The sequence below is a fragment of the Actinomadura vinacea genome (genome assembly GCF_039532545.1).
GTDB lineage: Bacteria > Actinomycetota > Actinomycetes > Streptosporangiales > Streptosporangiaceae > Spirillospora > Spirillospora vinacea.
Window position 1 is genome coordinate 974,980 of record NZ_BAAARW010000020.1, and the last position, 12,497, is coordinate 987,476.

Genomic DNA, 12,497 nt, shown 5'->3' on the forward strand with positions numbered 1-12,497 from the left:
GGCGGCGTGATGGCGGACACCTCCGTCAGGGTCGCGAACGCCGGCGGCGAACAGGTTCACCTCGTCGACACCGGCCGCCGCGACGGCCCCCCGCTGCTCATCGGCTCCGGCCTCGGCGGCGCCTGGTTCGACTGGGACCCCACCGTGGAACTGCTGCGCGCCGAACACCGCACGGTCGTCTACGACCGTCCGGGGCTCGGACGCAGCCCCGCCGCGCACGCGCCGCCCAGCCTGCGCCGGGACGTCCAGATCATGGCGGACCTGGCCAAGGAGATCGGCGCCCCGGTGACCGTCCTGGCGCACTCCATGGGCGCCTTCGCCGCCGAGGCCCTCGCCCGGCTGCACCCCGAACTGCTGAACGGCCTGGTCCTCGTCGACCCCAGCTACGAGCGCGACCCGTGCGCCGGGCCCCGCGTCGCCGCCGCCCTCACCCCGCTGACCAAGACGCTCGGCGGCGCGCTGGGCGTCACCCGGATCGCCCGGCTCGGCGCCCCCGCCGCGCGGCGGCTCGTCCTGCGCTTCACCAGCGACCGCGACGACACCGTCCCGGCCGCGACCGTCCGGGACGTCTACGGCCGCGGCACGGTGATCGGCACCATCGCGGCCGAGGAACTGGCCTACCGGGAGATGGCCGCCGACCTGGCCGCGCTCCGCGACCGCCGCCCGTTCCCCGACCTGCCCCTGGTCGTCCTCACCGCGCTCGGCGACGTACGAGGGCCCGGACGCGCCCAGGACTGGGCCGAAGGACACCGGCGGCTCGCCGCCATGAGCCCGCGCGGCGAGCAGGTCGAACTCCCCGGCGCCAAGCACATGCTCCAGCTCGACCGTCCGGACGCGATCGCCGCCGCCGTCGCCCAGGTGCTCCATTGATCCGGCGCGCCCTGGTCTGCGCGCTGCTCGCGGTGCTCCCCCTCGCGCTGTCGGGCTGCGAGATGATGCAGCACATCTCCGAAGGCGCCTACCGGAACGCCGTCGCCGACGGCACCATCGCCGAACTGGACGAAATCGGCGTACGGATGGACCGGCGCCCCGACTGCACGATGCCCGAGACGGGCAGCGAATCGATCGTCCGGGTGCACTGCACGGGCCGTACCGTCACCGGCGCCCGCGTCGTCGTCACGGGCGACGCCACGGCCGCCGACACCGCCCGCCCCCGGGAGTCGTACACGGTCACTGTGAACGGCCACCACCTGGTCCGCAAGGACTGCCTGGGCCGCGGCTGCCGGTAGCCCGATCTTCGAGGCCGGGCAAGGACTTGCCATGAGCCGCGGAAAACCTCGGGCGGCGGCGCATGCGCGCCCGCTCCCGGGCGACCTACGTCCTGTGAAGATCACGCGAGTGAGGGTTCTGGTCGCCGGGATCACCGGCCTCGTCCTGGCCGGCGTCGCGGCCGGGATCGCCTACGTCCTCCTGACCGACTCCAAGGAACTGCGCTACCCGACCCAGGCGGCCCTGCGCGCCTCGCTCGCCGGCAGCGCGACCGACGAGCTGCGCAAGCGGGGCATCACCCTGGGCAAGGCGCTGTCATGCCAGGACATGCCGGGCTGGAACAAGCTGAAGCTGCGCGCGGGCTGCCACGGCACCACCGCGGACAAGCGCGCCGTCCAGGTCATCGGAACCGGCGAGGACCGCACCAAGGCGCACCACTACACGATCCTCGTGGACGGCCGCCCGGTCGTGCAGAACGCCGACTGCCTGGGCAACGACTGCCGCCTGAAGGCCGACTGAGCGCAGGACCGGGGGGTGTGGGGGGTCGGCCCCCCACAAATGAAAGGATGCGGTGAGCTGCCTTATTGCGGCCATCGACGTACTTTCACCCACTTGGAGCCGCCATGACCGGCACGGGCGGGCCTTCGCGCCCGGCGCCGGACCGTCCCGCGCCCGTCGCCGTCGACACCATGGGCGGCGACCACGCCCCCGAGGCGGTCATCGAGGGGGCGGTGGCGGCCGTCCGCGCGCACGGGGTCCGGCTGGTCCTGGTCGGGCAGGCCCCGCGGATCCGCCGCGAGCTGGACCGGCATGGCATCGTCGGCGAGATCCCGATCGTGCACGCCGACGAGGCCCTCGACATGGGCGAGGGCGCGCTCGCCGGGTGGCGCAAGCCGCGCTCGTCCATCGCGATCGCCTGCCACCTGATCAAGCAGGGCCGGGCGTCCGCGCTGGTCTCGGCCGGGACGACCGCGGGGGTGGTCGCCACGGCCCGGCTGCGGCTCAAGGGCCAGCAGGGCGTGCTCCGGCCGGCGATCGCCGTGACGCTGCCCACCCGGCCGCAGCCGACCGTCCTGCTCGACTCGGGCGCGACCGCCGACGTCAAGCCGGAGACGCTGGTGCAGTTCGCGGCCGTGGGCACCGCGTACGCGCAGATCCTGCTCGGCCTGCCCCGGCCCCGGGTCGGGCTGCTGAACATCGGCGCGGAGGCGGGCAAGGGCGACAAGGTCACCAAGCGGGCGTACGAGCTGCTGTCCGGCGGGCAGCACGGCGTCGAGTTCGCCGGGAACGTGGAGGGCCACGACCTGCTGGCCGGCACCGTCGACGTCGTGGTCACCGACGGCTTCACCGGGAACGTCGCGCTGAAGACCATGGAGGGGACGGTGCGGATGGCGCTCTCCGAGCTGCGCGAGACGATGTCCGGCAGCCGCACCGCCCGGTTCGGGACGCTGCTGCAGCGCCGCAGGCTGCTGTCGCTGCGCGACCGGCTCGACGCGGAGACCTACGGCGGCGGGGTGCTGCTCGGCCTGAACGGCACCGTGGTGATCGCGCACGGCGCGTCCCGGGCCCGTGCCATCACCTCCGCCTGCCTGCTCGCCCACGATCTGGCCGCCGGACGGATCGTCGACCGGATCCGGGAGCAGATCGCCGCGACCCGCACCCCGTCGAGGCTGGGACGGCTCATGCACGGCGACAAGGACAAGGAGCCGCCGGCCAAGGCCGAGGAGCGGGAGCGGGAGCCGGAGACGGGCGAGCAGCCCCCCGTCCAGGAGGCCGGCGACGCTCCGGAGCGCACCGCCGAGGCCGCCGAGCAGGGCCCGTCCGAGCGTTGATCGCAGGATCCGCGGAAATGCGTTAGCGGACGCACCCCGCCGCGCCGATAACCTTGGGGCATGCCCGATCCGCAACTCGTCATCGCCGCCCGGGTCCAGGCCGCGCTCGCCGCCGCCTTCGGACCGTCGTACGCGGACGCCGACCCGGTCATCCGGCCGTCGCAGTTCGCCGACCTTCAGGCCAACGTCGCCCTGCCGTTGGCCAAGAAGCTGGGCCGCAAGCCGCGAGAGGTCGCCGCGGAGATCGTCGAGCGGCTGGACGTGGCCGATCTGACCTCGGGCGTCGAGGTCAGCGGGCCGGGCTTCGTCAACATCACGTTCAAGGACGACTGGATCGGCGCGCAGGCGCAGCGGGTGCTGGAGGACGAGCGGCTCGCCGTCCCGGCGGCCGCGGCGCCGCAGAAGGTCGTGGTGGAGTACTCCTCGCCCAACGTCGCCAAGGAGATGCACGTCGGGCACCTGCGGACGACGATCGTCGGCGACGCCATCGCCCGGATCCTGGAGTTCCTCGGCCACGAGGTGGTCAGGGACAACCACGTCGGCGACTGGGGCACCCCGTTCGGCATGCTCATCGAGCACCTGCTGGACCTCGGCGAGGAGGCGGCCGCCAGCGACGACTCCTCGGTCAGCGACCTGACCGCCTTCTACCAGGCGGCCCGGGCCAAGTTCGACTCCGACGAGGAGTTCGCCGGCCGGTCCCGGCAGCGGGTCGTCGCGCTCCAAGCCGGCGACCCGGAGACGGTGCGGCTCTGGCAGGTCCTCGTGGACGCCTCCAAGCGCTACTTCAACACGGTGTACGAGCGGCTCGGCATCACGCTGACCGACGCCGACATCAAGGGCGAGAGCTTCTACAACGACATGCTCGCCCCGACCGCCGAGGAGCTGGAGGCCAAGGGCATCGCGGTGATCAGCGACGGGGCGCTGTGCGCGTTCCCGCCCGGCTTCACCGGCCGGGAGGGCGAGCCGCTCCCGGTGATCATCCGCAAGAGCGACGGCGGCTTCAACTACTCCACCAGCGACCTGGCCACCGTCCGGTACCGGGTGGACACCGAGCACGTCGACCGGATGGTCTACGTGGTGGGCGCGCCGCAGTCGCTGCACTTCCAGATGGTGTTCGCGGTGGCCCGGATGGCGGGCTGGCTGGACGGCGGGACCGTGGCCGAGCACGCCGAGATCGGCAACGTGCTGGGCACCGACGGCAAGATCCTGCGCACCCGGGCCGGCGGCACCGTGAAGCTGATCGAGCTGCTGGACGAGGCCGTCGAGCGGGCCGGCGTCGAGTACGACAAGATCCAGCGCGAGGAGGGCTTCGACGAGGCGACCCGGGCGTCGATCGTCGAGGCGGTCGGGATGGGCGCGGTCAAGTACGCCGACCTGTCGGTGGCGCGCGACAGCGAGTACATCTTCGACTTCGACCGGATGATCGCGTTCAGGGGCAACACCGGCCCCTACCTGCAGTACGCCGCGGCCCGGATCCGGTCGATCTTCCGCAAGGGCGGGCTCGCCCCCGAGGACGCCGCCGGCCCGATCGTCATCGGGCACGAGGCCGAGCGGGCGCTGGCGCTGCACCTGCTGGGCTTCGGCGCGGCACTGGAGCAGGCCGCGGCGAACGCCGAGCCGCACCGGCTCGCCGGCTACGTCTTCGAGCTGGCGTCGGTGTACACGACGTTCCACGAGAACTGCCCGGTGCTGAAGGCGCCCGACGAGGAGACGAAGGCGTCCCGGCTGGCGCTGTGCGCGGCCACGCTGCGCACCCTGGTCACCGGCCTGGGGCTGCTGGGCGTCCCCACGCCCGAGCGCATGTGAGGTCTCGCCCGGGTCAGACGGAGGCGTCGGCGCGTTCGCGGACGACGGTCGCGCGGACCGCCGGCACGATCTCCAACGCGAAGGTCTCCAGGTACTCCGGGTCGCCGTCGAACAGGAACGAGTCGACGCCGCATCCCAGGGCCAGCTCGGCGATCTCGCCGGCCCACCGGGCGGTGTCGCCGCCGACGAGACCGGACGAGCCGTCGAGGATGTAGATCCGGCGGATCTCCGCCGGATCGCGTCCCGTATACCGGGCCGCCTCGTCGATCCGCCGCTGCGCCTCCACCAGCCTTCCGAGCGGGACGCTCGCCGACGACGCGATCCAGCCGTCCGCGACCCGTCCCGCCAGCTCCAGCGAGCGGTTCCCGGTCACGCCCAGCCACACCCCGACGGGGTGCGCCGGCACCGGTCCCGGTACCGCCCCTGCCAGCCGGTAGTGCTCGCCGTGGAAGTGCACGCCGCGGTCCCCGTCCCACAGCGACCGGATGACCAGCACCGCCTCTTCCAGCGCGGTGCGCGCCTCCCCGGCCGTCAGACTCGGCCCGCCGTACGCCTCGATGCCGTCCCGGGAAGCGCCCGCGCCGAGCCCCAGATCGACGCGTCCGCCGCTCACCAGGTCCAGCGTCGCCATCGCCTTGGCCAGCAGGGCCGGCGGCCGCAGCGGCAGGCACGAGACCGCCGGGAACACCCGGATCCGTTTCGTGGCGCCCAGCACGGCCGCCATCAGGCTGTGCGCGTCCACGGACCGCGGCCGGTACGGATGATCCTGGATGCCCAGCAGGTCGAGCCCGTACCGGTCGGCCCGGCGCGCGATGTCGAGCAGCGGCGCATCCGCCTCCGGCCTCAGGAAGTACCCGAACCGCAGGCGCCGCTCATGGCCGCCCATGGCTACTGCAGATAGCCTTCGACTTCGCCCGGCGGACGGACCTCGGCCTCGTCGGGGTCCTGCCCCGCGCCGAGCCGCGCCCGGCGCTGCCGGAGCAGGTCCCAGCACTGGTCCAGGGCCACCTCCAGCCGTTCCAGCCGGACGCGCTCCTGTTCGTCGGTCAGCTCCCCGCGCTGGTGCCGCTCCCGCAGCCGCTGCTCGTCGGCGACGAACTCGCCGATGTGCGCCAGGATCTCCTTGTCGTCCATGTGCTCCTCCGCTGATCTGTCGCGGCGGGCATGCCCGGCGAAGCCCCGTCCCCCACGTGCGCGGCCGCGCCGCGCCGGCGGGATGGGGCTCCGCCGCCGGGAACCGGCCCTCAGCCGTTCCGAGCGCCGCGCCCGGTGATGCCCATGAGGAATCCGCCGCTGGTCTCCGTCGAGTGCTGCATCGAATTCGGCTCGGTCTTGGGCTCGACCAGCGGCGCCGGGGCCGCCGGCTTGGACCGCGACGTCGCACGGGCTGTGCCGGAACTCCGCGTGCCCGAGGAGCCGCGTGCACCCGAACTCCGTGTGCCGGAGTTCTTGGACGCGGTGCTCCGGGTGCCCGTGCTCCGCGACCGGGCTGCGGTGCTCCGCGTGCCCGTGCTCCGCGTGCCCGTGCTCCGCGTGCCCGTGCTCCGCGTGCCCGTGCTTCGCGTGCCCGTGCTTCGTGTGCCCGTGCTTCGTGTGCCCGTGCTTCGTGTGCCCGTGCTGCGCGAGGCCGTGCTCTTGGTCGCGCGCGTCCCCGTGCTGCGGGACGCGCTCGCACGCGTACCGGTGCTCCGGGTACCCGTGGCGCGTGTGCGCGTGCCCGTGGCGCGGGTGCCGGCGGCGCGCGTGCGCGTGCCCGCGGCGCGGGTCGTGGTCGCCCGCGGCGTCGCCTTGCTCGTCGTGGTGATGGCCTTCGCCGCGGCGTTCATCGCCTTGGACGCGTCGGTCATCGCCTTCGTGGCCGTGGTCATCGCCCTGGTCATGGCCGTCATGGCCTTGGCCGAGGACGTGGCCTTGGTCGCCACCGACTTCATCTTCGTCGCGGCCGCCTTCGCCTCGCTCGCCGCCTTGGTGACCTTGGTCGCCGCGGCCGCCGAGCTCCGGCTCGTCGCCGCCGTCGTGCGGGTCGTGGTCCTCCCCGTCGTGCTCTTGCGCGCGGTCCCGGACGTGCTCGCGCGCGTCGTGCCGCCCGTGGTCCTGCGCGCGGTGGTGCCACGGCTCGACGCCGTGCCCGCGCGCTTGGTCGTGCCCGCGGACTTGGACGCGGTGCCCGTGGTCCTGCGGACGGTGGTCCGTGCCGCCGTCGCCCTTGCCGCGCTCGTCCGCTTGGGCGTCGCGCGCTTGGCGGCACTGCCGCTCTTCGTGCTCGTCGTACGCGCGGCCGTACCTCGGCGCGACGTCGTACGCGATGTCGTCTTGGTAGGCACTGATCTCCCCCCCGTGATGATCAGTTTCGGGGAGATCTATTCCACAGATCGTGCCGCTCTACACGCATTTCCGCTGATGAAGGCTCAGATGCCCACCGGATGCCACACGGTCTTGGTCTCCAGGAACGCGGTCATCCGCCCCGTTCCAGGCTCATCGGCCCAGTCCGTGACCTCTGGCCGCAGCACCCGTTTGAGGTTCCCCGCGGCCGCCTCCTCCAGCGGCTGGACCTGCTCCGCGGAGACTCCGGCCAGGTCGAGCGCGTTGACGTCCATGTGCGAGGCCAACCACGGCGCCAGCTCCGCACGCCGCCCGGTCAGCACGTTGACCACCCCGCCTGGCAGGTCGGAGGTGGCCAGCACCTCGGCCAGCGTGATGGCCGGCAACGGCGCGGGCTCGGAGGCCACCAGCACGCAGGTGCTGCCGGACACGATGACCGGCGCCAGCACCGACACCAGCCCCAGCACCGCCGAATCCGGCGCGATGACCCCGACGACCCCGGTCGGTTCGGGCGTGGAGAAGTTGAAGAACGGCCCCGCCACCGGATTGGCCGACCCGTTCACCGCCGCGAGCTTGTCGGCCCACCCCGCGTACCACACCCACCGGTCGATCGCCGCGTCCACCTCGGCCACCGCGGCGCTCTTGCCCAGCCCTGCGGCGCGCAGCTCGTCGACGAACTGGGCGTGCCGTCCTTCCAGCATCTCGGCGACTCGGTAGAGGATCTGGCCGCGGTTGTAGGGGGTGCGCCCGGACCAGCCGCCGAACGCCTTGCGGGCGGCGACGACCGCATCGCGCACGTCCTTGCGGGAGGCACGGGAGGCGTTGGCCACGAAGCGGCCCTTGGCGTCGTTGACCACCAGCGTCCTGCCGGATTCGGAGCGGGGGAAGGCGCCCCCGATGAACAGCTTGTAGGTCTTGCGCACGCTCAACCGTTCAGACATGCAGGTAGGCCTCCAGCCCGTGCCGGCCGCCCTCACGGCCATATCCCGACTCCTGGTAGCCGCCGAAGGGAGAGGCCGGGTCGAACTTGTTGAAGGTGTTGGCCCACACCACCCCCGCCCGCAACCGCTGCGCCGTCCACAGGATCCGCGAGCCCTTCTCCGTCCAGATCCCGGCGGACAGGCCGTACGGGGTGTTGTTGGCCTTGGCCACCGCCTCCTCGGGCGTGCGGAACGTCAGCACCGACAGCACGGGCCCGAAGATCTCCTCCCGCGCGATCCGATGCGACTGCGCCACCCCCGTGAACAGCGTCGGCGCGAACCAGAACCCCCGCTGCGGCAGCTCGCACGGCGGCGCCCACCGCTGCGCGCCCTCCTGCTCCCCGACCTGTGACAGGTGGCGGATCCTCGCCAGCTGCGCGGCCGAGTTGACCGCTCCGACATCGGTGTTCTTGTCCAGCGGATCGCCGACCCGCAACGTGCCCATCCGCCGCTTCAGCGACTCCAGCAGAGGCTCGGCGATCGATTCCTGCACCAGCAGCCGCGACCCCGCGCAGCACACGTGCCCCTGGTTGAAGAAGATCCCGTTCACGATCCCCTCCACCGCCTGGTCCAGCGGCGCGTCGTCGAAGACGATGTTGGCGGCCTTGCCGCCCAGCTCCAGGGTGAGCCGCTTGGACGTGCCCGCGACCGCGCGGGCGATCTGCCGTCCCACCTCCGTCGACCCGGTGAAGGCCACCTTGTCGATGCCGGGATGCTCCACCAGCGCCCGGCCCGTCTCGCCCGCACCGGTGACGATGTTGACCACGCCCGGCGGCAACTCCGCCTGCCGGCAGATCTCCGCGAACGCCAGCGCCGTCAACGGAGTGGTCTCCGCCGGCTTGAGCACCACCGTGTTCCCGCACGCCAACGCCGGCGCGATCTTCCAGGCCAGCATCAGCAACGGGAAGTTCCACGGAATGACCTGCCCCGCCACGCCCAACGGGCGCGGATCGGAGCCGAACCCGGCATGACCCAGCTTGTCGGCCCACCCCGCGTAGTAGAAGAAGTGCGCCGCCACCAGCGGCAGGTCCACGTCCCGCGACTCGCGGATCGGCTTGCCGTTGTCGATCGACTCCAGCACCGCCAGTTCCCTGGACCGCTCCTGGACGATCCGAGCGATCCGGAACAGGTACTTGGCCCGCTCCCGCCCCGGCATCGGGCCCCACACCGAGTCGAACGCCGTGCGCGCGGCCGCCACCGCGCGGTCCACATCGGCCGCGTCCGCGCACGCGACCTCCGCCAGCGGCTCCTCGTTGGACGGGTCGATCGACTTGAACGGCTCGCCGTGCCCGTCGGTGAACTCCCCGCCGACGAACAGCCCGTACGAGGGCCGGATGTCGACGATGTCCCGCGACTCGGGCGCCGGCGCGTACTCGAAAACCATGGTCAGTCCAAGGTGAAGTAGTCGGGGCCGGAGTAGACGCCGGTGGCCAGCTTGCGCCGCTGCATCAGCAGATCGTTCAGCAGGCTGGAGGCGCCCAGCCGGAACCAGCGCGCCGTCAGCCAGTCCGGCCCGGCGGTCTCGTTCACCAGCACCAGATACCGGATCGCGTCCTTGGTGGTGCGGATCCCCCCGGCCGGCTTGACCCCCACCTGGCGGCCCGTCCGATCGCGGAAGTCCCGCACCGCCTCCAGCATCACCAGCGTGACCGGCAGCGTGGCCGCCGGAGAGATCTTCCCCGTCGAGGTCTTGATGAAGTCGGCACCCGCGCGCATCGCCAGCCACGAGGCGCGCCGGACGTTGTCCAGGGTGACCAGCTCACCCGTCTCGAAGATCACCTTCAGATGCGCGTCGCCGCAGGCGTCCTTCACCGCGACGATCTCCTCGAACACCTTGCCGTAGTCACCGGCCAGGAACGCGCCCCGATCGATCACCATGTCGATCTCGGCCGCCCCGGCGGCCACCGCCGCCCGCGTATCGGCCAGCCTGGCCTCCAAGGGCGCCCGGCCGGACGGGAACGCGGTCGCCACGCTGGCCACCCCGACCCCCGACCCGCGCAGCGCGTCGACCGCGACGGCGACCAGATCGGGATACACGCACACCGCCGCCACCTTGGGCACCGCCGGGTCCTCCGGATCGGGCTGGACGGCCTTGGCGCACAGCGCCCGGACCTTCCCCGCCGTATCCGCGCCCTCCAAGGTGGTCAGGTCCACCATCGAGACCGCCAGATCGATCGCCTCCGCCTTCGCCGAGGTCTTGATCGAACGGGCCGCCAACCGCGCCGCCCGCTCCTCCGCACCGACCTGGTCCACACCGGGCAGACCATGCAGGAAGGCGCGCAGCTCCGCCGCTCCGCCACCCGCGGTAAGAGTCTCCGTTGACACGCCCCCAGCATCGCCCACGGGCGGCTCCGGCACCAAACGCCCCTTGGGCGCACCGGGTCAGTGCGGATACTGCCGGGGCAGGCGGGCGCGGCCCGCGACCTCGTCCCTGAAGTCCTCGATGACCGAGCTGATCTGCCGCATCAACCGGGTGCCCTCAAGCCGCTCCAGATAAAGCGAACGGCGCGCGAGCCCGTCGAGGTCGACGGCGAAGTACATGGCCATCAGCGGGTTGATGAACAGCTCACCGCCGTCGGTACGCGACGTGAACCGCACGTTCCCGAACTGCCCCCGGACGGCCGCCGCGATCGAGCCGTTCACGATGCTCGGGCGATCCCGGGTCGCGGCATGCGCGTACTCGACCGCGTCCAGGTAGAGCGCCGCCTCCCTGCTGTCGCGCGGGATCGAGAACGCCCCGAGATAGGCCCCGGCGGCGTCCAGGGCCGCGAGGTTCTCCAGCACGAGCGAGTGATTGACACCGTGGTAGGCGTCCACGCCGAACCCCACGCACACGACGAGCTTCTCTCGGGACGACCGCCGAACTACGACTCAGCGCACTGTCAGACGTGGTAAGGAATTCGGTCCGCCGGGCCGATCAGGCCTGGAAGTTCGATTCTGACATCCTTGGGGAAGGGGGTGAGCACGTTGGCGTTGAGCCGCCGGTCGATGCTTTTGAGGTACTCCCGGGCCGACGCGTCGTCATCGTCTTCGAACATGTCGGTGAACCAGTTCTCGTCGGCCACCACGTGCTCGAACTGCTTCTTGGCGGTCCCGATCTCTTCGGCGGCCACCTGAGCGAGCGAACCGAGCGAACTGTAGGTGCCGGCCAACGGCAGGATGCCGTCGTAAATCTTCTTCAGCGCCCCCCGTGCAGCTTCTGCCGCGGAACCGCGCCAAACCTCATGTGTTTGCTTCGCGGTGGAGCCCAGCCTGCCTGCCAGCCAATCCAGGTCGTCGGCGATCTCATTCATTTTCTTCGAGAACTCGGTCATCGAGTTCTCGTCACCCGTCGCCAGCAGATCCCAGACCTGTTCCTTGGAGAGGCCGTCATAGTTGTGCTCCATCGCGAGGTTCTCGCTCTGCACGCGAAGGTAGGCGGCCGGATAGGAAGCAGTGACCTGGTAACCGTCCGCACGGCTGCTCCAGCTGCTTCTCTGCTGGCCGACACTCCAGGTGCGGGTGTCGGCAAGATGCCGATTCCAGAACGACTGCCTCGTCAGCCATTCGAAGTTGTCGGTGATATCGTAGGTCTCGCCGCTGGTGCCGATGCCGCAGGCGGCCACCACGCATTCGACCATCGCGTCGCTGCTGTAGCAGTACAGATCATCCGAAAAACCGCGGAACACCTTCGAAACCTGCTCGGCTCCGGCCCAGTTTCCGGCGTTGAAGGGGGGATTCTCAAAGGCCCCGGGAATATCCACCCCGAGTTCATTGAGGTCCACCACGAGACGCGTCGCTATCGCCCGCAATTCTCCGTGGTCAACCTCGTAACCCCCTCCCCCCTGACTGTCGAACTCAGGCCAACTCGGCACCTCCCGCTGCCCGATAGGCTCTTTCGTTGCACTCGGCCCAGAATCGGTCTGCGGGGTCACGCGCACGCCTCCTTCGCTTATTTTGAACGATCCTAGGTAACCGATCAAGCACTGACTGCGAAGGTCGGCGAATGGACGATGAATGTTAGACGTCGCGTTCCCTTCTTGCGGATGGCGGCGGCGCCGCGGCCGCCCGGTGGCCTGATCGGGACGTGCGCGCCGCGACCTGTGCCCGCAAGGTATACAGCGAGCGCCGCAGAAGACTCACCTGGCCGTTGCCTAGGGCTCCCGATCGTCATAGCGCTCACGGACGAACGAGGCGTCGAATTCACCTCACCCGAGGGGAAATGGGTGTGGGCACGTTGGCCGACGACCATCGATCCAGATCGGCCTGGACGCCCCGTGGTCGCCCGCAGGGCCGCCGGGCGGCAATGTTTTGCCAAATTTTGGCAATATAGGCTTTATACGGTCGATAGGCGGGATGGAGGTTGTCC

Annotated in this window: 13 protein-coding genes; 5 read left to right on the forward strand and 8 right to left on the reverse strand. The window is 71.2% G+C overall.

Annotation, left to right across the window (positions count from 1 at the left end; genetic code table 11):
* Nucleotides 1-9: 9 nt before the first annotated feature.
* From ABD340_RS28990 to argS, 5 genes are all read left to right on the forward strand, one after another.
* Complete coding sequence (locus tag ABD340_RS28990; RefSeq protein ID WP_344593156.1) at nt 10-870, forward strand: alpha/beta fold hydrolase; 861 nt, start codon at nt 10-12, stop codon at nt 868-870.
* Nucleotides 867-1,229 carry a hypothetical protein gene (locus tag ABD340_RS28995; RefSeq protein WP_344593157.1) on the forward strand — a complete coding sequence of 121 codons (363 nt, stop codon included), beginning with the start codon at nt 867-869 and terminating at the stop codon, nt 1,227-1,229. The genes ABD340_RS28990 and ABD340_RS28995 overlap by 4 nt, the downstream gene beginning before the upstream one ends.
* A 109-nt stretch (nt 1,230-1,338) precedes the next feature.
* A complete protein-coding gene (locus ABD340_RS29000; protein ID WP_344593158.1) occupies nt 1,339-1,728 on the forward strand; it encodes a hypothetical protein in 390 nt (129 codons plus the stop codon).
* A gap of 104 nt (nt 1,729-1,832) precedes the next feature.
* Nucleotides 1,833-3,041, forward strand: coding sequence for a phosphate acyltransferase PlsX (plsX, locus tag ABD340_RS29005; protein WP_344593159.1), 1,209 nt, complete (start codon nt 1,833-1,835; stop codon nt 3,039-3,041).
* A gap of 60 nt (nt 3,042-3,101) precedes the next feature.
* Complete coding sequence (argS, locus tag ABD340_RS29010) at nt 3,102-4,847, forward strand: arginine--tRNA ligase (RefSeq protein ID WP_344593161.1); 1,746 nt, start codon at nt 3,102-3,104, stop codon at nt 4,845-4,847.
* Nucleotides 4,848-4,860: 13 nt separating this feature from the next.
* On the opposite strand, the gene ABD340_RS29015 is transcribed toward argS, so the two are convergent.
* The 8 genes from ABD340_RS29015 to ABD340_RS29050 all read right to left on the reverse strand — a co-directional run bounded on the left by ABD340_RS29015 (nt 4,861) and on the right by ABD340_RS29050 (nt 12,063).
* Nucleotides 4,861-5,733: an LLM class flavin-dependent oxidoreductase gene (locus ABD340_RS29015; protein ID WP_344593163.1), complete on the reverse strand. Its 873-nt coding sequence runs from the start codon at nt 5,731-5,733 to the stop codon at nt 4,861-4,863.
* 2 nt (nt 5,734-5,735) lie between these two features.
* The gene (locus tag ABD340_RS29020; RefSeq protein WP_344593164.1) at nt 5,736-5,981 is read right to left on the reverse strand and encodes a DUF2630 family protein; all 246 of its coding nucleotides are present in this window, start codon (nt 5,979-5,981) and stop codon (nt 5,736-5,738) included.
* A gap of 110 nt (nt 5,982-6,091) precedes the next feature.
* Nucleotides 6,092-7,171 (reverse strand): hypothetical protein, encoded by a 1,080-nt coding sequence (locus tag ABD340_RS29025; protein WP_344593165.1) that lies wholly within the window; start codon nt 7,169-7,171, stop codon nt 6,092-6,094.
* Nucleotides 7,172-7,255: 84 nt separating this feature from the next.
* A complete protein-coding gene (locus ABD340_RS29030) occupies nt 7,256-8,110 on the reverse strand; it encodes an aldehyde dehydrogenase family protein (protein WP_344593166.1) in 855 nt (284 codons plus the stop codon).
* Complete coding sequence (locus ABD340_RS29035) at nt 8,103-9,533, reverse strand: aldehyde dehydrogenase family protein (RefSeq protein WP_344593168.1); 1,431 nt, start codon at nt 9,531-9,533, stop codon at nt 8,103-8,105. The genes ABD340_RS29030 and ABD340_RS29035 overlap by 8 nt, the downstream gene beginning before the upstream one ends.
* Before the next feature lie 2 nt (nt 9,534-9,535).
* Nucleotides 9,536-10,474: a deoxyribose-phosphate aldolase gene (gene deoC / locus ABD340_RS29040; RefSeq protein WP_344593169.1), complete on the reverse strand. Its 939-nt coding sequence runs from the start codon at nt 10,472-10,474 to the stop codon at nt 9,536-9,538.
* Between the two features lie 57 nt (nt 10,475-10,531).
* Nucleotides 10,532-10,984, reverse strand: a complete 453-nt coding sequence (locus ABD340_RS29045; RefSeq protein WP_344593171.1) for a hypothetical protein — start codon at nt 10,982-10,984, stop codon at nt 10,532-10,534.
* Between the two features lie 47 nt (nt 10,985-11,031).
* Nucleotides 11,032-12,063 (reverse strand): WXG100 family type VII secretion target, encoded by a 1,032-nt coding sequence (locus tag ABD340_RS29050; protein WP_344593173.1) that lies wholly within the window; start codon nt 12,061-12,063, stop codon nt 11,032-11,034.
* Between the last annotated feature and the right edge of the window lie 434 nt (nt 12,064-12,497).

Bases quoted from the DNA above. Each gene is read 5' to 3' on its own strand.
- ABD340_RS28990 (WP_344593156.1), top strand. From the start codon at position 10: ATGGCGGACACCTCCGTCAGGGTCGCGAACGCCGGCGGCGAACAGGTT.
- plsX (WP_344593159.1), top strand. From the start codon at position 1,833: ATGACCGGCACGGGCGGGCCTTCGCGCCCGGCGCCGGACCGTCCCGCG.
- argS (WP_344593161.1), top strand. From the start codon at position 3,102: ATGCCCGATCCGCAACTCGTCATCGCCGCCCGGGTCCAGGCCGCGCTC.
- ABD340_RS29015 (WP_344593163.1), bottom strand. From the start codon at position 5,733: ATGGGCGGCCATGAGCGGCGCCTGCGGTTCGGGTACTTCCTGAGGCCG.
- ABD340_RS29020 (WP_344593164.1), bottom strand. From the start codon at position 5,981: ATGGACGACAAGGAGATCCTGGCGCACATCGGCGAGTTCGTCGCCGAC.
- ABD340_RS29030 (WP_344593166.1), bottom strand. From the start codon at position 8,110: ATGTCTGAACGGTTGAGCGTGCGCAAGACCTACAAGCTGTTCATCGGG.
- ABD340_RS29035 (WP_344593168.1), bottom strand. From the start codon at position 9,533: ATGGTTTTCGAGTACGCGCCGGCGCCCGAGTCGCGGGACATCGTCGAC.